This is a genomic window from Rhodococcus sp. P1Y (assembly GCF_003641205.1).
In the GTDB taxonomy this organism is placed as follows: Bacteria; Actinomycetota; Actinomycetes; order Mycobacteriales; family Mycobacteriaceae; genus Rhodococcoides.
The window spans coordinates 3,049,408-3,074,148 of record NZ_CP032762.1; the positions used below are offsets into that span (position 1 = coordinate 3,049,408).

Sequence of the window (24,741 nt, forward strand, 5' to 3'; positions counted from 1 at the left end):
GAAGAACGACGGCAGCACTCGCGCGACGGCGCGGAAAAAGAACCGATGGCGCGGGGCGCAGGCCCTGTTTGCCGTGACCAGAAGGACTTTCACCATGACAGAGCCTGGAACGTCACCATCGACGTCGCCGCCGGCCTCCGCTAAGCCGGACAAATTGGACTCGGCCGTGCTGAAAGTCGCAGGTGTCGTCGTCCTCGGCGCCATCATGTCCATTCTCGACGTCACCGTCGTCAGCGTTGCCTTGCCGACGTTCATGGAGGTATTCGACGCGACCTACGCCACGGTCGCGTGGACCATGACGGGGTACACGCTCGCGCTCGCCACGGTCATTCCGTTGACCGGCTGGGCAGCGGATCGCTTCGGTACCAAACGTCTGTACATCACCGCACTCGTGTTGTTCGTCCTCGGTTCGGTGCTGTGCAGCTTCGCGTGGGACATCACCACGCTTATCGCTTTCCGAGTTCTGCAGGGCCTCGGCGGCGGCATGCTGATGCCCCTGGGAATGACGATCATGACCCGCGCTGCCGGCCCGGAACGAATCGGCCGCGTCATGGCGGTCCTGGGTGTGCCGATGCTGCTCGGTCCGATCAGTGGCCCGATCCTGGGTGGCTGGCTGATCGAGGCGGCCAGCTGGCACTGGATCTTCCTCATCAACGTGCCCATCGGCGCCATCGCGCTGATCGCCGCCATCGTGATCTTCCCGAAGGACGATCCGACGCCGTCGGAGTCGTTCGATTTCCTCGGCATGCTGATGCTCTCGCCAGGTCTCGCGCTGTTCCTGTTCGGCGTGTCGTCGATTCCGGAGACCGGGACGGTTTTCTCCACGCGTGTGTTGGCGTCGGCGATCCTGGGACTGGTGCTGATCGTGCTGTTCGTGTTCCACGCTCTGCGGACCGAGCACCCCCTCATCGACCTCCGGCTCTTCGCAAACCGTGCGCTGACCATCGCGGTACTCACGACGGTGCTGTTCATGGTTGCGTTCATGGGCGCCGGGCTGCTGTTTCCGAGCTACTTTCTGCAGATCCGCGGAGAGACGACTCTTGCCGCCGGACTGCTCCTCGCGCCGCAGGGCATCGGCGCGATGCTGACGATGCCGATCGCAGGGGCTCTCGCGGACAAGATCGGGCCGGGCAAGATCGTGCTGGCAGGGATGGTCTTCATCACGGCAGGCATGGCCGTCTTCACACAGGTCGGCGCCGAGACGTCCTACGTGGTCTTGCTGGGTGCGCTGTTCGTCATGGGGATGGGCCTCGGTTCGACGATGATGCCGATCATGACCGCGGCGCTGCAAACGCTCACCGATCACAATGTGGCACGTGGTTCGACCTTGATGAACATCGTCCAGCAGACGGCTGGATCCATCGGTACCGCGGTGATGTCGGTCGTTCTGACCAACCAGATGAAGAACGTCGCCCAGGCGTCCTCGCCTACCGAGGCGCTCGACATCTCGGCTAGTGCTTTCGGGACCACGTTCATGGTTGCGCTGGTACTCATCGTGCTGACGTTCGTTCCTGCGTACTTCCTCCCCCGCAAGAAGATCGCACCGTCCGAGGGTGTCGACGCATCCAAACCGATTCTGCTGCACTGATTCCGCGTTGACGCGCGTCGGGAGAGGTGCGAAGTGCTCGTCTCACCGACGCGCCCACCACACGCCGCTTCTCGCCCCGTGAAGTCCGAGTAGGCAAGGATCAAGGGTGTGACGACAGTACTAGCGGTTGCCAACCAGAAGGGCGGAGTCGCAAAGACCACCACGGTGGCATCTCTTGCGGCAGCGCTGCACGCTCAGGATCGACGAGTTCTCGTGGTCGATCTCGATCCGCAGGGATGTCTGACGTTCTCGCTCGGACACAATCCGGACAAACTCGAATCCTCGGTTCACGACGTGCTCACCGGGGATGCGTCCGTCGCCGACGTGCTGGTCGATACCGACGAGGGTATCGCGTTGTTGCCTGCCACCATCGACTTGGCGGGCGCCGAGGCGTTGTTGTTGATGCGGGCGGGCCGGGAATTCGCGCTCAAGCGAGCTCTCGCGCCGGTCCTCGAAGATTTCGACGTCGTCATCATCGACTGCCCGCCGTCACTCGGTGTGCTGACACTCAACGGGCTGACGGCGGCGGATTCGGTACTCGTGCCGCTCCAGTGCGAGACCCTTGCGCATCGCGGCGTCGGGCAGCTTCTGCGGACCGTGACCGAGGTGCAGCAGATCACCAACCCTGCCCTGACTCTCCTCGGCGCCCTCCCGACCCTGTTCGACGCGCGTACCACTCACAGTCGTGACGTGCTCAGCGATGTATCCGACCGGTACGACCTACCGGTGTTGGCGCCGCCGATCCCACGCACAGTGCGCTTCGCGGAGGCATCGGCGTCGGGTGTCACCGTGTTGTCGGGTCGAAAGAACAAGGGCGCGCAGGCATATCGCGAGCTCGCGACCAACCTGCTCGACCACTGGCGTAGTGGCGATCCGGTCAAGACCTACGTTCCGGAAGCGCTGAACTGACGGTCTTCACGTCAGCGGCCCCGACCAATCAGCCGGACAGGGCGATGATGTCGCTTCCACGTTGCTCCAGCACGACATCACCGACCACCGAGGTGCCGACAGGTCCTACGTAGCCGTCGCGATCGACGGCGATCGTTCTCTCGGGAGTTCCTGTCGCCAGGTCGATCACGGCGATTCCGTCCGGCACCGGGACCAGTAGCCGTCCCGCCATCAGGGTGCCCGGTCCGAGCGCGCCGGGTAGCGTCCATTGCGGCGCGAGATCGGTCAACCCGAGCGCCACAGCACTCGAACCGGTCCACCAACTGAATACGTTCGCGGCCTTCGTCACCACAGGTGACAGGGCTGGGGCGAAGTCGGTCGTCGATCCGTTCGGCAGTTCGAAGTCGGACAGTGGCTGAGCGTTGCCGTCGAATACCGCCACTCGCGCGGGGAGTCCTGAATGCTCGGGGATTGCCACTGCGACGCGATCTCCCGAGGCAACGAGGATCGATGCGCCCTCGATTGGACCGTCCGATCCGATCAACGCTGCCACGACACTCGATCCGTACTCTTCGGGTTCCCCAGCGTCCTTCGGAGCCGGGTTCAGAGTGGTCAGCCGGGCAGCGGACTCGCCAGGGCACTTCTCCAGGACAGCGAGCCGTGAACTGTTGGATGCAGAGGACAGCAGCGTGCACCCCGTCCGCGGCTGGCTGTTCGGATTGACCGGGGCGTCGACACGGCCGTACTCGAGCGTGCGCACCAGGTCCGAACGCCAGAGCTCCAGACGTGTGTCGCCGCGCGAGGTTACATACGTTCCGTCGTCCGCAAGTGTGACCGCAGGGTCGGCGTCCGAGGTTCGCTGCGCCTTGCGGGTGCCGCTCGCACCGTCGAGCTCGGTGACCTGGGAACATCCGCGGTCGTCGGTGAAGACCGCCACTACGGTGTTCCACGCACTCGTGAGCCCGCACAGGGGAACGTCTCGGCGATAGCTCCACACCGTCTCCCCGGTGAGCGGATCGATGCCGGCGACACTTCCGCCGTCACCGGTGACCGCAGTGCTTCCGGTCACCACGGGCGTCGAGGTGGCTGGGCTGGGCTCGCGCCACAGCTCCGACAGCGTGTCGGGAACGGCCGAGGCCGTAGCGGCCTGGGGGAGTGGCGCCTGCGCGGGTTCGGATGTCGTCCCTCGTGCATCGCTGAAGAACCAGATCACCGAAAGTACGAGCGCCGCGACGACCACAAGGGTTGCCGCGGCGACGAGGTCCGACCGTCGGCGACGTTCGGGTGCAAGCACGAGAAAAGGTTACTCGGCGCTCGGCTGACCGGAGGATGCGGCCGCGGGCGAGCGACGCCGGCGGCGACGCCGAGGAGTTGCGGCAGCAGTGTCCGAGCCCGAGGCGTCCGGAGCGGGCGTTGCCGTGCGGTCGGGCGCGGCAGATGTTTCCGCGCCGCCGTCCGCCTGACCGGTTGGAGCCTCTCCTGCACGAGTGCGTCGACGTGAACGGGTTCGACGAGGCTTGGACGGCGTGTCCGAGGAGTCCGCCGGCGCATCGTCGGTGGACGTGGCTACCGAGGGTGCCGGTTCTGCGGACTTTTCGGGTGCCTTCTTCACGGAACCGGAGACGCCGACGGGGATGTCGAGCTCGGCGAAGAGATGCGGTGAACTCGAGTAGGTCTCGATCGGTTCGGCAAGTGCGAGACCGAGAGCTTTGTCGATCAGCTGCCAGCGAGGCATGTCGTCCCAGTCCACCAGTGTGACCGCGATGCCGGTGCGTCCAGCGCGGCCGGTACGACCGATGCGGTGCACGTAGGTCTTCTCGTCCTCGGGGCACTGGTAGTTGATGACGTGAGTGACATCGTCGATGTCGATACCTCGTGCGGCCACATCGGTGGCGACCAGTACGTCGATTCCACCGGTGCGGAACTTCTTCAGTGCTTTCTCACGCTGGATCTGACCGAGGTCACCGTGCACTGCGCCGACCGCGAATCCCCGTTCGAGCAATTCGTCGGCGACCTTCTGCGCTGTGCGCTTGGTGCGCGTGAAGATCATCGTTGCTCCGCGGCCGTTGGCTTGGAGCACCTTCGACACCAGCTCGACTTTGTCGAGCGCATGTGCGCGGTAGATGTGCTGGGCGGTGCGGTCGTGCACTGCGGAGGACTCGGCCTCTTCGGCGCGAATGTGCGTCGGCTGGGTGAGGAACGTACGCGCGAGCGTGATGATCGGCCCCGGCATCGTCGCCGAGAACAGCATCGTCTGTCGTTTCGCGGGCACCATGCCGAGAATTCGCTCGATGTCCGGGAGGAAACCCAGATCGAGCATCTCGTCGGCCTCGTCGAGAACGAGGACGCCGATCTTGCCGAGGATCAGATGGCCCTGCTTGGCCAGGTCGAGCAGGCGACCCGGAGTACCGACGACCACGTCGACGCCGTTCTGCAAGGCACTGATCTGGGCCTCGTACGGACGGCCCCCGTAGATCGACAGGACCTTGACCGGCGTGCCGTTCGACTTGAGGTGCTTCGAAGCGTTTGCGAGGTCGGAGCTCACCTGTACGCACAGCTCGCGAGTCGGCACGATGATCAGCGCGCGAGGTGTGCCGTCCAGCGTCGTTGTGCCGGAGTCGGTGGTGGAGATTCGATGGAGCAGGGGAACGCCGAAACCGAAGGTCTTGCCCATACCCGTGCGTGCCTGGCCAATGAGATCGTCGCCGGCAAGCGCGAGCGGAAGGGTCAGCTCCTGGATGGCGAAGGTTCGCTCGATCCCGATGTCCTTCAGGGAGCGGACGATGTCCTCGCGCACGCCCAGTTCGGCGAACGTGGGGGGCACGTGAGTGTCGTCGAGCTGTGCGGACAGCGTGGTGTCGCCGGTCTCGGGCTCTTGGTCGATAACTATTTTGCTCAGTGTTCTGGCCTTCCTCGTGTTCACACGTACGCACAAGGAAGGACACAGGCCTATTGCCGGCCGAAGTCGATGCCCTCGATCCCGGCTGTGATATCGCATCGAGCCTCAGCCGTGTCGGTGGAACGGGTGGTACTCGACAGTCGGCGAAGCAGTCGTAGCGACCCGGATCAGGTGCGCACACATTGTCAGTCGGATCACCGTTGTCGAAATGTTCGGTCCGTCTAATCGGTCCGGGCGGTGATCCGACCACCATGATAGCTCGCCGAGCGCTCAAAGCACGTATCGCTACTCGGACGCGGTGGTGTCGGCGTCCTCAGCGGCGTGAGAATTCTCGCACCCGCTTCGGCGGCGCGCGGGTGCCACGAGCGAGACTACGATCGACACCCATGGGAGCCCACTCGCCGGAATCGTTCACCGAAGATGCGCCGACACTCGACCCGAACGGTGGCGGCGAAGTGCGCATTCCGTTCGACCATCCCGGGGTGTCCGAGTTGTACGCGGTGCTCGCGTACGGCGAGATCTCAGCGTTCTACCGGCTCGCCGAGGACGCGAAGTCGGCGCCGTCCATGCAGGGCCGAGTTGCTCTGGCGAGTATGGCCGCCGCCGAGATGAACCACTTCGAAACCCTGGTCGGTGCACTGTCCGATCGCGATGTCGACGTGTATTCGGCCATGGACCCGTTCGTCCGAGCACTCGACGACTACCACGCGTCGACGAATCCGTCGACGTGGCTGGAAGTGCTGGTCAAAGCGTACGTCGGCGACGGTTTGGCCGCCGATTTCTATCGCGAGATCGCGCACACGCTCGATCCGGCCGTCGCCGCGACGGTCCGCGAGGTTCTCGCCGAGACCGGCCACTCGGAATTCGTCGTACACGAGGTGTCCACCCGGGTCGGCGCGAGCACGCAGGACAAGGCCCGTCTGATGCTGTGGGGCCGCCGCCTCCTGGGTGAGGCGATTACGCAGGCGCAGTACGTCCTCGCTCAGCGCGAGAGCCTGACCGATTTGGTCATCAGCGCGTCGGGCGATCTCAATGGTGTTGCTGCGTTGTTCGATCGAATGCAGGAGCAGCACGCGGAGCGGATGCGAGTTCTCGGGTTGGTGTGAGAGCGCGGTGTTCGCTGACAGCACACCCTGGGACGCACCCGGCGGTCGCTCACTGCACTAGCCTGGGCGGAGCAGCAAAAGTTCAATCTATGAGTTCGGAGGTTGGCCGTGGAGGTCAAGATCGGTGTGTCGGAAAGCTCTCGTGAGCTCGTGGTGAACAGTGCGCAGTCTCCCGAGGAGGTCGAGACCCTGGTGGCCGAGGCGCTCGCGGGCAAGAAGGACGTACTCTCCCTCGTCGACGACAAGGGCCGCAAGTACCTCGTTCAGTCGGCCAAGGTGTCGTACGTGGAGATCGGCCCGGCCGATGCACGCAAGGTCGGCTTCGCCACCGCCTGACCCGGCGGCGGGGGTGCGACCCCGCGCAGTCTCGCGTACCGCGGAACTACAGACGAATGGCCCCGTATCGAATTGTTCGATACGGGGCCATTCGCGTGAATGTTGCGCTCAGGGTGCCTGAAGGGGAACGTGCGAAAGTCCGCCCCACGCGAGCGAGACCGTCGTGTCGACGGCATCTTCCTTGGAGATCGGCCGGTCTGCGCTCAACCAGTAGCGTGCGGTGAACTGGCTGGCACCGACCAGGCCGACGGCCAGAACGCGGGCGCGGTACGGATCGAGTCCCGAGTCGTGGGCGACGAGGTCGAACACGGCGTCGACGCACGCTTCGGTTGCTTGCTCGACGCGGGCGTTCACCTGCGGGTCGCCCATGAGGTCCGATTCGAACACCAGGCGAAACCCTTGGGTGTCGGTGTCGACGAAATCGTAGAACGCGAGGACTGCTGCACGTACACGCTTGCGGTTGTCGGTCGTCGAGCGCAGAGCTTGGCGGACACCGGAGATCAGGGTGTCGACGTAGCTTTGAAGGACCGCCAGGTACAACTCGAGTTTTCCGGGGAAGTGCTGGTAGAGAACCGGCTTGCTGACGCCGGCGCATTCGGCGATTTCGTCCATGCCGGACGCGTGGTAGCCGCGGTTCACGAACACCTCGCTGGCAGCGGCAAGGAGCTGCGCCCGTCGGGCATCACGTGGCAGACGTGCGCTGCGACGGTTCGCCGGTGAGGCCGGACGGTCCGAGGACATCCGATCTGCAAGATCTGTCATTGTGGTAGTTCCCATCCGCATCGTCACTGCACCCGTTGTCGGGAACCTGGACGGCAATGTGCTGCCGAAATAGCCGTCAGGCATCTGTAGTGCAGATCGAAGAGCAACGATACCTGCCGCGCCTGGCGGAGATGGGATGGCGGGGCGCCTGTGTCCGTGAGGGGTACCAGTTCGGTTCGAGCTATGCCGCTGTCGGGCGGCGATTGCCGTCCCCTGGTTTGTTTCAAGACACAAACATCGGCGCGGCGACGGGCGTATCGAATCGACTGTGAGATTCTGGCGGGGTGACTGACCGAGGCGGGCCGCGGCGCAGCGGAAGGGCATGGTCGGACGCGAGTGAATACGCGGACAGTGGTTACGGATACGGCTTCGACGACGGTGCGCCTGGGGATCTGCCGCCCGAGGATCTGCCGCGCGGAGTCGGCGGCCGCGGATCGCACCAACCTCTTCGTGCGCAGTGGGATCCGACGGAGCGCAGCGAATCCCGTCGGACGCGCTCGCCGCGCCCTGACCGGCAGGTGCGAAAACAATCCAAGCTGGGCAAGTTCACCTCCGTGTACGGCTGGCGTGCCTACGCGATTCCGATCCTGCTCGTGGTGACTTCTCTCGTGGTGTTCGACGCGGTGAGAACCGGTGATCCGTCCACTCCGGCCGCGGCCGTCGATTCGCAGCCTGCCGATCCCGGTTTCGGGGCCCTGAGCCCGAGTACATCCGACACGACCGGTGTGATCGGGGTACCTCCCGCCGCCGACGGCAATTTCGCCGAGTCGGTACCTTCGGGCGAATTGCCGGACGGTGGTTCGTTCGCGGTGCAGGGCGCTGGTACCTGGCATTCGGTCCCTGGGTCCACCGAGCAGGTAGGGCAGGGAACAGAGCGGGTGTTCACGTACACCGTCGAAGTGGAGGACGGTGTCGACACCGTCGGGTTCGGCGGTGACGAATCCTTCGGTCGATTGGTCGATCAGACGCTCGGCAACCCGAAGAGCTGGACCAACGATCCACGATTCGCATTCCGACGCATCGATCAGGGCGAACCGGACTTCCGAATCTCGCTGACTTCCCAGATGAGTATTCGCCAGGCCTGCGGATACGACATTCAACTCGAAGTGTCCTGTTACAACCCCGGGATCGGTCGAGTCGTCCTCAACGAGCCCCGATGGGTCCGGGGTGCGATCGCGTTCCAAGGCGACATCGGGTCCTACCGTCAGTATCAGATCAATCACGAGGTCGGCCACGCGATCGGGTATCAGCAACACCAGCCGTGCGAGACCGAGGGCGGACTTGCGCCCGTCATGATGCAGCAGACCTTCGGCACGTCGAACGACGACATCGCCCGCCTCGATCCCGAAGGGGTGGTACCGATGGACGGCAAGACATGCAGGTTCAATCCGTGGCCGTACCCTCGTAGCTGATCGCTTAGCAGTCGAGGAAAGGTGCGAAACCTCCATGACCGTGCTGCCGCCGTTGGTGGAACCGTCGGGCCCGCTGTCGTACGACGAGGTCGCGCGGTACAGCAGGCACCTCATCATTCCCGCTGTGGGAACCGTCGGCCAACGTCGACTGCGTGCAGCGAAGGTTCTCGTCATCGGAGCCGGGGGACTGGGTTCTCCCGCTTTGCTCTACCTCGCTGCGGCGGGTGTCGGGACACTCGGAATCGTCGAATTCGACGATGTCGAACTGTCCAACCTTCAGCGCCAGATCATTCACGGACGGAGCGACGTCGGTCGGTCCAAGGCGGCCAGCGCTCGTGATTCGATCAGGGAGGTCAACGACGGTGTCGACGTCCGCCTCCACGAAACCAGACTCGACCGCGACAACGCGGTGGCTCTGTTCGCGCAGTACGACCTGATTCTGGACGGGACGGACAACTTCGCCACCCGGTACCTGGTCAACGACGCCGCGGTGTTGGCAGGGAAGCCGTACGTGTGGGGTTCGATCTACCGTTTCGAGGGCCAGGTCTCGGTGTTCTGGGAGGACGCGCCGGGAGGGGTCGGCCTCAACTACCGCGACCTGTATCCCGAGGCCCCACCGCCCGGCATGGTGCCGTCGTGCGCCGAAGGCGGTGTGCTCGGCGTGTTGTGCGCGTCGATCGGTTCGGTCATGGTCACCGAAGCGATCAAGTTGATCACCGGAATCGGTGACACCCTGCTGGGCCGACTCCTGGTCTACGACGCCCTGGCCATGTCCTACCGGACCATCAAGGTGGGGCGTGATCCCGATCGCATCCCGGTGACCGAACTGATCGACTACGACGCGTTCTGCGGAGTCGTCTCGGAGGACGGAGTTGCTGCGGCCGAGGGATCGACGATCACCCCGGCCGAGCTCGCAGCATTGTTGAAAGGTCCCGAGGAGGTTGCTCTGATCGACGTTCGTGAACCCGTCGAATGGGACATCGCGCGAATCGACGGGGCCACACTCGTTCCGAAGGGGCGATTTCTATCCGGCGAGGCCATGGTCGACCTGCCTTCCGATCGCCGCATTGTGCTGCACTGCAAGACCGGCATCCGGTCCGCCGAAGTGCTAGCCCTGGTCCATGCTGCGGGGTTCTCGGACGCGGTTCACTTGCAGGGCGGGATCGTCGCGTGGGCGAAACAGGTGGATCCGTCGCTCCCGATGTACTAGCGCGCCTGCGGCCACCCGTGCGCGCTCGGCGGTAGCGTGGCGGCTGTGAGCTCAGTGGAACCCCCTCAACACGTGATCTCCACGTTCGGGCTGCGCGACGTACCTCCGGTTCCGCTCGGCGCGGACTGGGACGGTGGGTGGCGACTCGGCGACGTCGTCCTGTCGCCGGTCGCGGACCACGCGCGTGCTGCCTGGTCGGCGAAGGTACGCGAATCGTTGGCCGTCGACGGTGTCCGTCTGGCCAGACCCGTGCGATCGACGGACGGCCGATACGTCGTCAGTAGTTGGCGCGCGGACACGTTCATCTTCGGTTCACCCGAACCCCGGCACGACGAAGTCGTATCGCTGTCGGTTCGACTTCACGCAGCGACGGCGGGGTTGGAGCGTCCACGCTTCCTCGCGGCGCCGCCGGTCGCGCCGTGGGCGGACGCCGACGTGTTCGTCGCCGCTGATCGCGCAGCGTGGGAGGCGACGCCTCTTCGAGCGGCTCGAGCGGCGGGCGCGCCCGAGGTGACGTCGGTCGACGGCAAGCAGAGTCTCGAACTGGTCAAACAGCTCGCCAGCCTGCGTAAGCCGGTGCAATCGACGGATCAGCTGGTGCACGGTGACTTGTTCGGCACCGTCCTGTTCGACGGTAGCGAGGCGCCGGGCATCACCGACATTGCACCGTATTGGCGTCCGGCGTCCTGGGCGGCGGCGGTGACCGTCGTCGATGCCATTTCGTGGGGAGGCGCTGACGATGCGCTGATCGGGCGGTGGGAGGACCTACCGGAATGGCCGCAGATGTTGTTGCGTGCCTTGATCTTCCGTTTCTCGGTTCACGCACTCCACCCGCGGTCGACGCCGGAGGCGTTTCCCGGCTTGGCGCGGACGGCCGACCTCGTACGGCTCCTTCTCTAGCACCGTCGACTGCGCCTGCCAGGTGGGCTACAGGTCGGTCGGCGCCGGAGCAGGGGCCGGTTCGGTGGCGCCGAGTTCGGCGAAGAAGGCCAGCGAAGTGACTCGGGCTGCCTCGGCATCGCCACGAATGATTGCGTCGACCACGGCCGCGTGTTCCTCGTCGTAATCGTTCCCGTGTGCGGTCACGTGGTGGTGCATGGTCGAGCGGATGATCGGCACCAGAGAGTCGTAGAACTCGAGGTAGATGGCGTTGTGACTGGCTGCGACGATCGCGCGATGAAACGCGGCGTCGACGGCGATGGCGCCGTCGATGTCGTCGGTAGCCCATGCGGCGTTTCGCGCTGTGAGCTTCTCGCTCAGCACGCGAATGTCCTCGGCGTCTCGGCGATCGGCCGCGAGTGCGGCGGCGGTGACTTCGAGGGCGCGTCGTAGTTCGGTCACGTCGCGGTCCTGTGCGTCGGCGAAGTACTTGCCGAGCGTCCCGCCGAGGTCGGACGTGGCCATGACGAATGTCCCCGAGCCTTGGCGTCGTTCGACCATTCCGGCGTGAACCAGCGCCTGAACGGCCTCACGCACGGTGTTCCTGCCCGTTCCGGTAAGCGCACAGAGCTCGGTCTCGGTAGGAATCCGCGTGCCGACGGGCCATCGTTCGGTGACAATCTCCTCGCGAAGTTGCGCCGTCACCTGGGTGATCAGGCTGGAACGTTGAACGTGTTGCATCGTGAACTCCCGTGCTCTGATGGTCGTCGGCGATTTTAGTGCTTTGCGCCAGATGATCCGGTCATCCTATGATTTTGCGGTGAGTGTTGCTGCGAAGAACGAGACGGACGAGCGCGAGAACGCATCGACTCTGCTGCGGGGACGCCTGCTCGTGTTCACTGCGATCGTGCTCTCTGCGCTTACGTTGCGAGCCGCGGTCACATCCATCAGCCCACTTTTCGGCCGCGTCGGCGCAGACCTTCACTTCGGCTCGACCGTCATCGGCATCGTCGGCATGCTGCCCCCGGCCATGTTCGCGGTGTTCGGCCTGCTCACGCCGGTCATTGCCAAGAGAACGGGTCTCGAACGAGCAGCGTTGATCGCGATGATCATGACGACTCTCGGGATGGGAGCCCGCGCTTTCGCTCCAGGGACGGTGTCGCTTCTACTGCTGTCCGCGATCGCGTTGGCGGGCATGGGAATCGGCAACGTCGTGATCCCGCCACTGGTGAAGCGCTACTTCTCCGACCGGCTGGCGATCGTCAGCACCATCTACATCTGCGTGTTGCAGGTCGGCACCTTGGTTCCTCCGCTTCTTGCCGTTCCGTTGGCGGAGGCGCACGGATGGCGCGTCTCGATCGGCGTCTGGGCAGTCGTCGGGGTGGCGGCCGCGTTGCCGTGGCTCGGCGTCGTGCTGGCGCGGCGGGGACACGACAGAGCCGACGCGTCCGGTGAAGAAGGCAGCTCGGTAGTGCAGCCCGAGGCTACGGGTCGGATCTGGCGTTCGTCCCTGGCCTGGGGAATGGCGGGCATGTTCGCCATGACGTCGTTCATCACGTACTCGATGTTGACCTGGCTTCCGACAATCCTGACCGACGCCGGCATCAGCGAAGCAGCGGCGGGGGCGTCGGTGGCGGCCTTCGGAGCGATGGGACTGATCTCTTCGCTGGTGACGCCGTCGTTGTGCGCACGTTGGGCGAACCCGTACGGCCTCGTCCTCGGAGCGGTGGTCTGCTATCTGATCGGCTTTGCTGGCCTGCACTTCTCACCGACCAGCGGTACCGTCGCCTGGGTCTGCCTTATCGGACTCGGCACGATGACCTTCCCGATGTCGTTGACACTCATCAACCTTCGCACGAGGACCCCCGCTGGGTCCTCGGGCTTGTCGGGGTTCACGCAGGGTCTCGGATACGTCGTGTCGGCGACGGGCCCGTTGTCGTTCGGTTTGCTGCACACTGTGTCGGGCGGCTGGGGCGTGCCCATGCTCGTGCTGACCGGATGTGTCGGTGTGCTTCTCGTCGCCGGCTACCTGTGCTGCAGGCCTCGCATGCTCGAAGACACCTGGTAGCCCTCACTTCGGTCGACGCGGCCACGTGAGAGATAGTTAATCCTAGGGTCACCGCGGGCATCGCCCGCGCAACATGGCTTTCCTATCTTTGGGTCTCCCACCCGATCAGGAGGCCCACGTGACCAGCATTCCCGAGGCACCATCAGCCGAGACTGCTTCCACTTCGACCCCGCCGGGGACGGTCCCGGTGTCGATCAAGCACCGCATCAGCCACTGGAACTCAGAGGACACCGTGGCGTGGGAAGCAGGCGGTAAGGCGATCGCCAAACGGAATCTCATCTGGTCCGTCGTTGCCGAGCACGTCGGTTTCTCGATCTGGTCGATCTGGTCGGTGATGGTGCTGTTCATGCCCGTATCGGTCTACGGCATCGATGCAGCAGGGAAGTTCTTCCTCGTCGCCGTACCGACTCTGGTCGGTGCGATCCTGCGAATCCCGTACACCTTCGCCACGGCGAAGTTCGGCGGTCGCAACTGGACCATCTTCAGCGCACTCGTGCTGTTGATCCCGACCGTGCTGACGATGTACTTCATGCTGAATCCCGCGTCGTACACCACCTACATCATCGTCGCTGCGTTCGCGGGACTCGGCGGCGGCAACTTCGCGTCGTCGATGACCAACATCAATGCGTTCTACCCACAACGCGAGAAGGGCTGGGCTCTGGGCCTGAACGCAGGCGGTGGAAACATCGGTGTGCCGGTCATCCAGCTCATCGGACTTCTCGTCATCGCGACGATCGGAAACACCGCACCGGAGCTCGTCTGCGCCGTGTACCTGGTCTTCATCGCGATCGCCGCTGTCGGCGCCGCGCTCTTCATGGACAACCTCGACAACCAGAAGACCAACGGTCGCTCCATGATCGACGTGCTGAAATTCGCGGACTCGTGGTGGATCGCGTTCCTCTACATCGGCACGTTCGGCTCGTTCATCGGCTTCAGCTTCGCCTTCGGCCAGGTCTTGCAGATCAACTTTCTCGCCGGGCTGACCGACGGTGCTCCCGCAACCGCGGCGCAGCAAGCTCAGGCATCGCTTCATGCCGCACAGATTGCATTTCTCGGACCGCTGCTCGGGTCGATCTCTCGCCCGTTCGGTGGCAAGCTCGCCGACAGGATCGGCGGCGGAAAGATCACGCTGTACACGTTCGTGGCGATGGTGTTCGCCACCGGAATCCTCGTTGCGGCCAGCACGTGGGACGACAACACCGCAGGTGCAGCGAGCGGAACGATGATGGCGCTGTTCGTCGTCGGATTCATCCTGCTGTTCCTGTTGTCGGGGCTCGGCAACGGTTCGGTGTACAAGATGATCCCGGCCATTTTTGCCGCGAAATCGACCGAGCTGCAGGGAATGTCACTCGAACAGCAGCAGCACTGGTCCAGGAGAATGTCCGGTGCGCTCATCGGAATAGCAGGTGCGATCGGCGCACTCGGTGGCGTCGGCATCAACCTGGTTCTGCGGGCGTCGTACTCGGGTGAAGCGAAATCGGCCACCACGGCCTTCTGGGTGTTCCTCGCCTTCTACGTCGTCTGCTGCGCGCTCACATACGCGGTCTACCTACGCAAGCCCCGAGTGATCGCTGACGAGAAGACCGAGTCCTCGGTCGCAGTCTGACGGACGTTTCGTGTCACAAGCATTGCTCTGCACACATTTTGGGAAGGAAACCGTCAGATGAAGAACGCGGTGGTCGTAGGTCACGGAATGGTCGGTCACAGGTTCGTCGAGGCGCTTCGGGCGCGTGACGAGGCCGGCGCCTGGAAGGTGACGGTTCTGTGCGAGGAGGCGCTCCCTGCCTACGACCGAGTCGGGCTCTCGTCCTACGTCGGAGCGTGGGACCACCGGGAGCTCGCGCTCGCCGGCAACGACTACCTGGGCGACGACGCCGTCGACATGCGTATCGGTGTGCGGGCCGACAGTGTGGACCGGACGGCCCGCACGATCACCACATCCGGTGGCGACATCGTCGACTACGACGCGCTTGTATTCGCCACCGGCTCCTATCCTTTCGTGCCCCCCATCCCCGGTCACGACCGACCTGAGTGCTTCGTCTACAGGACTCTCGACGATCTGGACAAGATCCGAGCCCGTGCGGACGCCGCAGGTCCGGGCGCGGTCGGAGTCGTCGTCGGCGGCGGTCTGCTCGGTCTCGAAGCCGCCAACGCGCTGAAGAAGATGGGAATGACCCCGCACGTCGTCGAATTCGCGCCTCGGCTGATGCCGCTTCAGGTCGACGAAGGCGGAGGCGCGTTGTTGGCGCGACTGGTCACCGACCTCGGATTGCACGTACACGCCGGCGTCGGAACGTCGTCCATCACCGAGAACACCGACGGCGCAGGGCTGTCCGTCGAATTGTCGGACGGCAGTGTCATCGATGCTGCCCTGCTGGTCTTCTCGGCCGGAGTTCGCCCACAGGATCAACTCGCCCGCGAGGCAGGGCTGGACGTGGGCGAGCGCGGCGGGATCATGGTCGACATCGGCTGCCGCACAGCCGATCCAGCCGTCTTCGCCATCGGTGAGTGCGCAGCGGTCGAGGGCCGCTGCTACGGGTTGGTCGCACCGGGATACTCCACGGCCGAGGTCGTCGCCGACCGGTTGCTGGGTGGCGCAGCCGAATTCCCTGGCGCTGACATGTCGACCAAGCTCAAGCTCATGGGCGTCGATGTCGCCAGCTTCGGCGACGCGATGGCTGCGACCCCCGGTGCTCTCGAAGTCGTGTTCAGTGATGCGCCGAAGGGGACGTACGCCAAGCTCGTCGTATCGGACGACGCAAAGACGCTGCTCGGCGGCATTCTCGTCGGCGACGCCACTGCGTACTCACTCCTGCGTCCTCTGGTGGGACGTGAACTGCCCGGTGATCCGGCGGCACTGATATCCCCGGCCGCGGAGCAAGTGGGCATCGGTGCACTGCCCGACGACGCGGAGATCTGCTCGTGCAACGGCGTCACCAAGGGCGCAATCTGCGGCGCAATCGACGATGGCGCATGCGATGTCGCGTCGGTGAAGAGTTGCACGACCGCAGGTACGACATGCGGTGGCTGCCTCCCGTCGATCAAAGCGCTTCTCGCAGCGTCCGGCGTCGTGATGTCGAAAGCATTGTGCGAGCACTTCGGTCAGTCACGTGCCGAACTGTTCGAGATCGTCCGTGCGACGAACACCCGTACTTTTTCCTCGCTGATCGCCAAGTACGGCACCGGCAGTGGGTGCGATATCTGCAAGCCGGTCGTCGCGTCGATTCTCGCGTCCACCTCTTCGGATCACATTCTCGACGGTGAACAGGCTTCGCTGCAGGACACCAACGACCACTTCCTCGCCAATATTCAGAAGAACGGGACGTATTCGGTCGTGCCGCGGATGCCTGGAGGGGAGTGCACGCCGGAGCAGCTCATCGTCATCGGTGAGGTCGCTCGTGACTACGGGCTGTACACCAAGGTCACCGGTGGACAGCGGATCGACATGTTCGGTGCCCGCGTCGAGCAGCTGCCTGCAATTTGGAAGCGGCTCGTGGACGCGGGCATGGAATCCGGTCAGGCGTACGGCAAGTCGCTGCGTACCGTCAAGAGTTGTGTCGGTTCGAGCTGGTGCCGTTACGGTGTGCAGGACTCGGTCGGGATGGCGGTGGATCTCGAGAACCGTTACCGCGGTCTGCGCTCGCCGCACAAGATCAAGTTCGGAGTGTCCGGTTGCGCCCGTGAGTGCGCCGAGGCCAGGGGCAAGGACGTCGGCGTCATCGCCACCGAGGGTGGATGGAACCTGTACGTCGGCGGCAACGGCGGACAATCGCCCAAGCACGCGCAACTCCTGGCCTCCAATTTGGACGACTCGACACTCGTGAGTTACATCGATCGCTACCTCATGTTCTACGTGCGTACCGCCGATCGGTTGCAGCGCACCGCACCCTGGCTCGATTCGCTCGACGGCGGGCTGGAGCACCTGAAGGCCGTCGTGTGCGAGGACAGTCTCGGAATCGGCGCAGAGTTGGAAGCGGACATGGAACGCCACGTCGCCGGCTACAAGGACGAATGGGCCGGGGTGCTGGAGGACGAGAGCAAGCTCGGACGGTTCGTCTCGTTCGTCAACGCCCCGGAAGAAGCCGATCCGACGATCGCGTTCGACGAGAGCGGCGACCGCAAGGTTCCCGTGCTCATGGGCATGCCGAAGTTCGGATCCTGACCTCTGACGCACGTGGCTGCCGGGAACCGACCGCATGTGCACACCCGGGTAATCGCCACTTAACGACACAGAAACATCGGCACCGTGCAATAGCACCAGGAGGTACTTCAAGATGACTGTCATCGATTCTCGCACCGGCACCACCGCGCACGCCGCCACGACCCGCACAGCACGTGAATGGACTGCGGCATGCACCGTCGACTCCTTGACGCCGGGCCGAGGGGTCGCAGTGTTGCTGCGCGGCGGTGTACAGGCTGCGCTGTTCGTGCTCGAAGGTGGCGACACGTACGCAGTCGGCAACATCGACCCGTTCGGTCGGGCAGCAGTGATGTCACGGGGTCTGGTCGGCGACCGCGGCGGCGAACCCACCGTCGCCTCTCCTCTGCTCAAGCAGGTCTTCTCCCTGGTGGACGGGCGCTGCCTCGACGACGAGACGGTGGGCGTGGGGTCCTTCCAGACCAAGGTCGTCGACGGGGTCGTGTTCGTGCGCGGCGAATCGACGTGAGCGACCTGGTCGGGGCCGGGGCCGGGGCAGACACGCCACTAGCGGGATTCACCGTCGGAATCACAGCGTCGAGACGGGCCGAGGAGTTCGCCACGCTTCTCGTGCGGCGCGGCGCGTCGGTGATGCACGCGCCCGCAATTCGCATCATCCCGCTGGCCGACGACGCCGAACTGGAACGCGTCACCGACGCGATCATCGAGAGTCCGCCCGAAATCACCGTTGCGACTACCGGAATCGGATTCCGGGGATGGGTTGAGGCTGCGGACGGATGGGGACGGGCCGAGGACCTGGCCAGGGCGTTGTCGTCGTCACGTCTTCTCGCGCGTGGTCCCAAAGCCAAGGGTGCCATCCGAGCAGCCGATCTCCGCGAAGAATGGAGTCCGGCGTCCGAGTCCTCTGCCGAAGTGCTGGAGCATTTGTTGGCCGAGGGCGTCGAAGGCAAGCGAATTGCAGTCCAATTGCACGGCGCCACAACCGAATGGGAACCCGTACCAGATTTCTGCGAGGTGCTGCGCCATGCTGGTGCGGAGGTGGTGCCCGTGCCTGTGTACCGCTGGACTGCACCGGACGACGGTGCACCCATGGACCGCATGATCGAGGCAGTCGTCGTAGGCGATCTCGATGCCATCAGCTTCACCAGCGCCCCGGCGGTGGCGTCGTTGCTCATGCGGGCCGACGAGAACGGAGTGCTCGAACCAGTGCTGCAGTCCATGCGCTCTCGGGTGCTGCCGGTGTGCGTCGGACCCGTGACCGCTGCGCCGTTAGAACAGCTGAATGTTCCGACGACTCAACCTGCGCGCGCTCGCTTGGGTGCGCTGGCGCGGCATATAGCGGAAGAGCTGCCGCGACGGTCGAGGCCCATGGATGCAGGTGGGCACGCGCTCAGTGTCCGCAGTAGATGCGTCGTCGTCGACGGTGAGGTTCGTCCCGTCTCGCCGGCCGGAATGGCGCTGATCAAGACGTTGGCCAGCCGACCGGGCAGGGTCGTCTCGCGTGACGACCTTCTGGCAGCGCTGCCGGGTGGTGGAGGAGACACCCACGCCGTAGAGACAGCGATGACGAGACTTCGTTCCTCGCTCGGCGCGCCGAAAGTGGTGCAGACCGTCGTCAAGCGCGGGTACCGTCTCGCCGTCGAGCCGACGGACGTAGCGGAGGAGTGCGACGAAATCGATACATCGTCACCGTTGTCCGCATCCGAATTCGATCTGCCCGAGGGGAGCAAGTACTGACATGGACACCGATCCCATGGACGTGAAGCCGACGCTCGTTCTCGTCGCCCACGGCACGCGCAATCCACGAGGTGTGGAGATGATCGCGGCGCTCGCCGAATCCGTCAGCGCCCGCGTTGGATCGACGCGCGTGGCATTCGTGGACGTCCTCGGGCCGTCACCCTCCGAAGTCTTGCGCGAGCTCGAAACACCCGCTGTCGTCGTACCGGCGTTTCTCGCCTCGGGTTACCACGTGCACACCGACGTGCCGCGGGAAGTCACGGAAAGCGAACACACCGATGTGACCGTGACGAAAGCTCTCGGTCCGGATCCGGTATTCGCGCAGGTGATGGTCGAGCGCTTGGTGGGGGCGGGGTGGACGCCGGGTGATGCAGTCGTGTTCGCAGCTGCGGGATCGTCCGACCGGCGCGCGCTGGCGGAGCATCGCCGTGCGGCGGCCATGCTGGCGGAGGTAACCGGGGGTGCCGTTCGGATCGGTTACGTCGCTACCGCGACCCCCTCGGTTGCGGACGCGGTAGAAAAGCTGCGGCGCGAGGGCCATCGGACTGTCTTCGTCGCGTCCTACCTGTTGGCGCGCGGCCTGTTCCATACGCGCCTGGCGGATGCGGGAAGTGACGGTGTCGCCGAACCGCTCGGCCTGCACTCCCGGATCATCGATCTCGTGGCGTCGCGCTACCAGGACGGCGTACGCGTGATCAGCGGGGCAGCGGCAGAAGTTCGACCGGCGCACCGGGTGTGACGTTCGGCGGAATCAACGCCAGCGCATCGTGATCGACGAGATTCAGCAGGTGGGCGGTGTGCACGTTCGAGTGCACTCGCCACTGCATTCCATCGCGCTGTACCGGCACGATGCGTCCGACCGGTGAGTCGAGATAGCTGTCGGGTGTCAGCTGGCCGAGCAGAGGCGGCGGCGTGCGTCGAGCCGTCAGAGCGTCGACGATCGCCGGAGTGATCAGCATCGTGGTTGCTACTGCTGCGAGTGGGTTTCCCGGCAACCCGAGGACAATGGTTCCGCTCGGCAGGACTGCGGTGATCTGCGACCCGCCGGGTCTGACGTGGGTTCGCTGGACGACGATGTCGGCGCCCGCGCGCACAAGTGCAGACCGAAGTTGGTCGGCTGCGCCGTGTCCCGTTGCGCCGACGATGACGACGACATCGACGTCGGCTGTTCGCGCCAGGAGGTCGGCGAACGCGGTAGGGGAGTCCCGGAGATGTTCGGTGCGGTCGACGGTAGCTCCACAGGACGCCAGGTAGTTCGGCAGAACGGCGCCGATACTGTCTCTCGTGTGCCCGGGTTCGAGCGGGCCGTGCTGTTGAATTTCGTTGCCGCTGACGACAAGTAGTGCGCGGACGGGCCCGCGTACGGCGAGCTCGGCGACCTCGGCGCTCAGCGCAACCGACACGACCGCGGCCGACACGCTGGTGCCCGGTGGCACCAGTTCGGTCCCTGCCTGCCAGTCCGCTCCTGCTCGGCGGGTGTCGTCGCGCGCGGGGGCGTCATCGCGCAGAGAAAGGACATCACCCGCGCGTGCGACGTGCTCGTCGCGCACCACGGAGCTCGCGCCGGTGGGGACAGCGGCGCCGGTGGCGATCCGCATCGCGTCCCCCGGTGCGAGCTCCACGTGCGACGACGTTCCCGCGTATGCAACGTCCTCGCGTACGGTCCACGGCCCGACTCCTCGCACCGCGTATCCGTCCATGGCGGAAATATCAACGGGTGGAAGGGGTTCGGCGGCGATGATTGCGTCGCTCAGAGTGCAGCCGAGTGCGGCGGCAGGAAGAATCGTTCGCGGTTCGAGAGGATCGATACGACGCCTGACCAGCTCTCGTGCCTGCTCGGCGGTCGGTATGGGGGTTTCGGGAAGTGAGGCGGCTGCCGATTCCCGGGCGCGAGCGAGGTCTTCTGGTGTGTCGCAATCCTCCAGTCCGTCGATCTCGATCACGACGTAGTCGTCCGGAATGATGGATCGAACCGCAAGTCCTGCAGGATCGGACAGGGCCGCGATACGTCGCCGAAGGGTGTCTCCCCTCCAGGCACCGAAGAGAAATTGTTCCCTTCCGTTTCGGTCGACAGCGAATGCCGCATCGTTCGATGTCAGCTCCGACAGGAGGGTTTCGACCGCAGGACTATCGACGAAAGGAAGGTCGGCGGCGAGAATCAACACTATGTCGGCGGCGGCGTCCGGCAGTGCGCTCAGACCCGCCGAAATGGCCGCGACCGGACCTGTCCCCGAGGGAGATTCGCGTGTCTGTGCGATGTGAGTTGCAAGGTCGCCGCGGTGAGGGCCGACGACGACTACACGGCGCGACATCGACACGGCGTCGACTGCCTTCTGTACCAGGCTCGTCCCGCCGACGGTCAGCGCGGGCTTGTCGATTCCGCCCATCCGGCGTGCCGACCCGCCGGCGAGAACGATCGCGTCGATTCGGAGCTCGGCCCAGTGTTCTCTCACGTGGGGAGCGGCACGTTCTGTAGGCGCACCTGACCCCGAGCGATGACCTTGCCGCTGTCGGTTGCGGTGATGGACACCAACCACAGCTGCTGAATACGGCCTTGCTGCAACGGTTCTGCGACGATATCGACGCGCCCACCCTTGCTCGCCCGCAGGAAGTCCGTCGCGTTGTGGACGCCGACTGCGAACTCGCCACGATCTTTGACCGCCTCGCTTGCACCGATGCTGGCTGCTGATTCGACGGCGGTGGTGTAGACACCGCCGTGCACCACACCCCATGGCGTGAAGTGCTGCTCGTCCAACTCGATGTGGCCAACCACACGCGTGCCGGACACGTCGTCCAGGACCAATCCCGCGGCCGCCACGAAAGGACTCGCCTTGGACAGCGCGTACTTCGCGGTGGGGCGGGGATCGAACGGTCCGAGGTCCATACCCGACAAGGTTAGTGCGTGGTGTCAGTCCGGTACCCGACGGCTACGAGGCGGGCCCGAGGATCCGCACCGTCCTCCACCACGCACGATCGATGGTAGCCAGGCCAATGAGACCAATCCGACTGCAGCTATCAGTCCTGTAATCAACATCCGCCTATATTGGACTGCATTTGTTCGCCATTTCTCAGTCCTGTGTGGGAAAGTGGTCTGATGTCACAGGATCGCCGACCCGCCGCCGAAATCGACGCCAAGGCACTCTCTGCGCTACTGGGGCCGGTGGTGACCACCGGTGTGCCGTTGTACCGGGCCATCGCCGATTCGCTCCGTCGTGTCATCGCCGATGGGTCCATCACGGCCGGCAGTCGGCTACCGCCTGAGCGGGCCTTGTCGACTGCCTTGGACGTCAGCCGGGTAACCGTCACCTCTGCGTATCGCGAGTTGCGCGAGCAAGGATGGGCCGATGCAGTGCATGGGGCGGGCACCTTCGTCTCGTCGCCGTCCGAGGAGACGTCGTGGGGATCGATGCTGCGGTCGGAATCACCCGGCGTGCTGGACTTGGTCAATGCCGCGCCCGAGGCATCACCGTTTCTCGCCGAGGCATTCGAAGGTGCACTTGCCACGGTCGGCGCGGCCCTCGTGGGGCACGGCTATGCGCCGTCCGGCACGCGCGCGCTGCGCACTGCGATCGCCTCTCGTTACACCGCGCGAGGTCTGCCGACCACGCCGGATCAGATCGTCGTGACATCCGGGGCGGGGGATGCAGCGCATCTGGTCTTCCAGACGTTCGCGCGCCCTGGTCATCGAGTTCTCATCGAGCACCCCACCTACCCCGGTGCGATCGAGGGGCTGGAAAGTGCAGGGGCCATAGCAATTCCGGTCGCGATCGATGCGGCCGACCCGGACGCCTTCGTCGACGACGCCGATCGGTCGGCACGCCAGAATGCACCGACTCTGGCCTACCTCATGCCGGACTTCTCGAATCCGTCGGGTGCGCGGCTGAGCGTGGAGGGACGCCGAAGATTGTCGGCGACGATGGCGCGCCACGGGATTCTGACAGTTGTCGACGAGGTCGCGGCGGACCTCGTGCTCGACGATTCCGGCGCGTACGAACCCTTCGGAGCCCCGACGCCGGGGACGGCGACGATCTCGATCGGTTCGCTGAGCAAGTCCGTGTGGGGCGGACTGCGGGTGGGATGGGTGCGATCGGACAAAGAGCTGATTGCGCGACTCGCGCGGACCTACGCGCGACGTCAGCTGTCGGTGTCGATTCTCGAACAGGCGACAGCAGTGCACTTGCTCGAACGATTCGACGCCGTTCTCGTTGCGCGAAGGCAGTGGTTGCGAGGGCAGCGCGACATCTTGGTCTCGCACGTACGCGCCGAACTTCCCGAATGGAACTTCCACGTACCCGAAGGAGGCTTGTCGTTGTGGTGTTCACTGCCTGCAGGGATGTCCTCGCACGACGTGGTTCGTCGCGCGGCGACGGGCAATCTGCTCCTCGCGGGTGGCACTCGGTTCGGTACCGGATACGCATTCGACGACAAGCTACGGCTGCCGTTCACCAGGCCCGCGTCGGAACTCGCCGCGGCTGTGCGCGTACTGGCCGAGACATCCTCGGGGGCGGCGGGGGATGGGCACCCCGTCGAACCGGCCGAACTCGTCGTCTAGATCGGATCTAACGAAAAGCGGACCTCGGAGAGGTTCACGCGACCGTCGGGTGTGAGAACCCCCTCCGCTCTCAACAATTCGCGCTGACGAGTGGCCAGGTGTGCGGCCGGCTTCCCACTCGCGGACACAACACGATGCCAGGGAAGGTCGGCCGAGTCGGTACGCATGATCCATCCAACGATGCGAGGACTGGACAGCTCGGCTGCCGAGGCGATGTCGCCGTACGTGCTTGCGCGACCGGCCGGGATCGAAGCGACGAGCGCACGGACCCGTTCGACCTGCTCGTCGGTGATCTTGGCCATCTACAGGAGCCGACGCACCAGTTCGGCGACCTCGACGGGCTTGGCTTGGGCGACCATGTGATCGCAGTCGAACTCCAGCATCGTCAGTCGATCTCCGAGGCGGTCGTGCAGCGCCGCCGCAAAGCTCTCGCTGACGTACGGCGGTTGCACGCGCATCGCCTGCACCACGATCGTCGGGACGTCGGCCGGAGGCACGACGAGAGGACGTGCCAGCTCGCCCCATGATGCGACGATGGCGGGTGTCGAGATACGCCACGCGACACGGCCGTCCGCCGTTTCGATCAGGTGATCGGCGACCTCTGCCTCGAGCAGTTCGGTCGGAACGTCCGCCCACGCCCCGTTCACCTTCTCCGACTTCGCTTCCGCTGCGTCGGTGTAGTCCGGATACTTGGCTGTCAGGCCTGCGACTTCGAGCAGATCTCCTGCGTCGAGTTCGATCGCGGGGTCGAGCAGGAGCAAGCCTCGGACCAGCTCCGGGTGCGACTTCGCGAGGTGCACGGCGAGCGCCCCGCCGTAGGAGTGGCCGACGACGACGACGGGTCCCGCGGCGTTCGCGTCGAGCACCGACTTCAGTCCCTCGACTTGAGCCGCGATGTCCCACGGCGGGGTCCACGGCGACTGTCCGTGGCCGATGAGATCAGGGGCGAGCACGCGCACGTCGGCGAGGTGGTTCTCGGCGAGGTGGGCCCAGCGCGCGCCGTGCCCCGTCATTCCGTGAACAGCGAGGACCTGGGGGCCGTCGGCAGGACCGTAAGTATGTAGCTTCAGCTCTGGCACGAGTCCAACTATGCCGTATCCCCGCGATTCGAGTATCAGGCCCGTACGACTGGTTCCTACGACCTG

General features: G+C 64.9%; 22 protein-coding genes. 14 read left to right on the forward strand and 8 right to left on the reverse strand.

Features of this window, described 5'->3' with window-relative positions:
- Window positions 1–94: 94 nt before the first annotated feature.
- Entirely contained in the window at window positions 95–1,588 is a 1,494-nt protein-coding gene (locus D8W71_RS14085; RefSeq protein WP_121119169.1) for a DHA2 family efflux MFS transporter permease subunit, read from the forward strand.
- A 108-nt stretch (window positions 1,589–1,696) separates the two neighbouring features.
- On the forward strand, window positions 1,697–2,497 hold the full coding sequence (locus D8W71_RS14090) for a ParA family protein (RefSeq protein ID WP_121114195.1): 801 nt from the start codon (window positions 1,697–1,699) through the stop codon (window positions 2,495–2,497).
- 28 nt (window positions 2,498–2,525) lie between these two features.
- On the opposite strand, the gene D8W71_RS14095 is transcribed toward D8W71_RS14090, so the two are convergent.
- Complete coding sequence (locus tag D8W71_RS14095; RefSeq protein ID WP_121114196.1) at window positions 2,526–3,770, reverse strand: Rv3212 family protein; 1,245 nt, start codon at window positions 3,768–3,770, stop codon at window positions 2,526–2,528.
- 9 nt (window positions 3,771–3,779) lie between these two features.
- Entirely contained in the window at window positions 3,780–5,399 is a 1,620-nt protein-coding gene (locus D8W71_RS14100; RefSeq protein ID WP_236077429.1) for a DEAD/DEAH box helicase, read from the reverse strand.
- Window positions 5,400–5,761: 362 nt separating this feature from the next.
- Between D8W71_RS14100 and D8W71_RS14105 the strand changes: the two genes are divergently transcribed.
- Window positions 5,762–6,481: a ferritin-like fold-containing protein gene (locus D8W71_RS14105; protein WP_236077430.1), complete on the forward strand. Its 720-nt coding sequence runs from the start codon at window positions 5,762–5,764 to the stop codon at window positions 6,479–6,481.
- Between the two features lie 108 nt (window positions 6,482–6,589).
- Window positions 6,590–6,817: a DUF3107 domain-containing protein gene (locus D8W71_RS14110; protein WP_201265065.1), complete on the forward strand. Its 228-nt coding sequence runs from the start codon at window positions 6,590–6,592 to the stop codon at window positions 6,815–6,817.
- Between the two features lie 108 nt (window positions 6,818–6,925).
- Here D8W71_RS14110 and D8W71_RS14115 read toward each other — a convergent pair whose 3' ends face one another.
- A complete protein-coding gene (locus D8W71_RS14115; protein ID WP_121119173.1) occupies window positions 6,926–7,579 on the reverse strand; it encodes a TetR/AcrR family transcriptional regulator in 654 nt (217 codons plus the stop codon).
- 392 nt (window positions 7,580–7,971) lie between these two features.
- Here D8W71_RS14115 and D8W71_RS14120 point away from each other — a divergent pair, with 392 nt between their 5' ends.
- Genes D8W71_RS14120 through D8W71_RS14130 form a run of 3 tightly spaced genes read left to right on the forward strand, consistent with a single transcriptional unit; the run spans window position 7,972 to window position 11,101 of the window.
- Window positions 7,972–8,991, forward strand: coding sequence for a DUF3152 domain-containing protein (locus D8W71_RS14120; protein ID WP_442972050.1), 1,020 nt, complete (start codon window positions 7,972–7,974; stop codon window positions 8,989–8,991).
- A gap of 34 nt (window positions 8,992–9,025) precedes the next feature.
- Window positions 9,026–10,201, forward strand: coding sequence for an adenylyltransferase/sulfurtransferase MoeZ (gene moeZ, locus D8W71_RS14125; protein ID WP_121114200.1), 1,176 nt, complete (start codon window positions 9,026–9,028; stop codon window positions 10,199–10,201).
- A 45-nt stretch (window positions 10,202–10,246) separates the two neighbouring features.
- A complete protein-coding gene (locus D8W71_RS14130) occupies window positions 10,247–11,101 on the forward strand; it encodes a TIGR02569 family protein (protein WP_121114201.1) in 855 nt (284 codons plus the stop codon).
- A 27-nt stretch (window positions 11,102–11,128) separates the two neighbouring features.
- Here the strand turns inward: D8W71_RS14130 and D8W71_RS14135 are convergent, their stop codons facing one another.
- Window positions 11,129–11,821: a FadR/GntR family transcriptional regulator gene (locus tag D8W71_RS14135; RefSeq protein ID WP_121114202.1), complete on the reverse strand. Its 693-nt coding sequence runs from the start codon at window positions 11,819–11,821 to the stop codon at window positions 11,129–11,131.
- A gap of 79 nt (window positions 11,822–11,900) precedes the next feature.
- Here D8W71_RS14135 and D8W71_RS14140 point away from each other — a divergent pair, with 79 nt between their 5' ends.
- The 6 genes from D8W71_RS14140 (at window position 11,901) to D8W71_RS14165 (ending at window position 19,783) form a co-directional block, all read left to right on the forward strand.
- Window positions 11,901–13,148: an MFS transporter gene (locus D8W71_RS14140; RefSeq protein WP_236077431.1), complete on the forward strand. Its 1,248-nt coding sequence runs from the start codon at window positions 11,901–11,903 to the stop codon at window positions 13,146–13,148.
- Window positions 13,149–13,341: 193 nt separating this feature from the next.
- A complete protein-coding gene (locus tag D8W71_RS14145; protein WP_121119177.1) occupies window positions 13,342–14,754 on the forward strand; it encodes a nitrate/nitrite transporter in 1,413 nt (470 codons plus the stop codon).
- A 57-nt stretch (window positions 14,755–14,811) separates the two neighbouring features.
- Complete coding sequence (gene nirB, locus D8W71_RS14150; protein ID WP_121114203.1) at window positions 14,812–17,310, forward strand: nitrite reductase large subunit NirB; 2,499 nt, start codon at window positions 14,812–14,814, stop codon at window positions 17,308–17,310.
- Window positions 17,311–17,422: 112 nt separating this feature from the next.
- Window positions 17,423–17,815: a nitrite reductase small subunit NirD gene (gene nirD / locus D8W71_RS14155; protein ID WP_121114204.1), complete on the forward strand. Its 393-nt coding sequence runs from the start codon at window positions 17,423–17,425 to the stop codon at window positions 17,813–17,815.
- Window positions 17,812–19,044 (forward strand): uroporphyrinogen-III synthase, encoded by a 1,233-nt coding sequence (locus tag D8W71_RS14160; protein WP_121114205.1) that lies wholly within the window; start codon window positions 17,812–17,814, stop codon window positions 19,042–19,044. Before nirD ends, D8W71_RS14160 begins: the two co-directional genes overlap by 4 nt.
- Window position 19,045: 1 nt before the next feature.
- Window positions 19,046–19,783, forward strand: a complete 738-nt coding sequence (locus D8W71_RS14165) for a sirohydrochlorin chelatase (RefSeq protein WP_442971971.1) — start codon at window positions 19,046–19,048, stop codon at window positions 19,781–19,783.
- Here D8W71_RS14165 and D8W71_RS14170 read toward each other — a convergent pair.
- Window positions 19,740–21,497 (reverse strand): NTP transferase domain-containing protein, encoded by a 1,758-nt coding sequence (locus D8W71_RS14170; protein WP_268959736.1) that lies wholly within the window; start codon window positions 21,495–21,497, stop codon window positions 19,740–19,742. The two genes, D8W71_RS14165 and D8W71_RS14170, sit on opposite strands and share 44 nt — an antisense overlap.
- Window positions 21,494–21,928 (reverse strand): PaaI family thioesterase, encoded by a 435-nt coding sequence (locus tag D8W71_RS14175; RefSeq protein WP_121114206.1) that lies wholly within the window; start codon window positions 21,926–21,928, stop codon window positions 21,494–21,496. Before D8W71_RS14175 ends, D8W71_RS14170 begins: the two co-directional genes overlap by 4 nt.
- A 210-nt stretch (window positions 21,929–22,138) precedes the next feature.
- Between D8W71_RS14175 and yczR the strand changes: the two genes are divergently transcribed.
- On the forward strand, window positions 22,139–23,596 hold the full coding sequence (gene yczR, locus D8W71_RS14180; RefSeq protein WP_121114207.1) for a MocR-like transcription factor YczR: 1,458 nt from the start codon (window positions 22,139–22,141) through the stop codon (window positions 23,594–23,596).
- Here yczR and D8W71_RS14185 read toward each other — a convergent pair.
- Window positions 23,593–23,898 carry an MGMT family protein gene (locus tag D8W71_RS14185; protein WP_121114208.1) on the reverse strand — a complete coding sequence of 102 codons (306 nt, stop codon included), beginning with the start codon at window positions 23,896–23,898 and terminating at the stop codon, window positions 23,593–23,595. The genes yczR and D8W71_RS14185 overlap by 4 nt on opposite strands.
- Window positions 23,899–24,675, reverse strand: a complete 777-nt coding sequence (locus D8W71_RS14190) for an alpha/beta fold hydrolase (protein WP_121114209.1) — start codon at window positions 24,673–24,675, stop codon at window positions 23,899–23,901.
- Window positions 24,676–24,741: the final 66 nt, after the last annotated feature.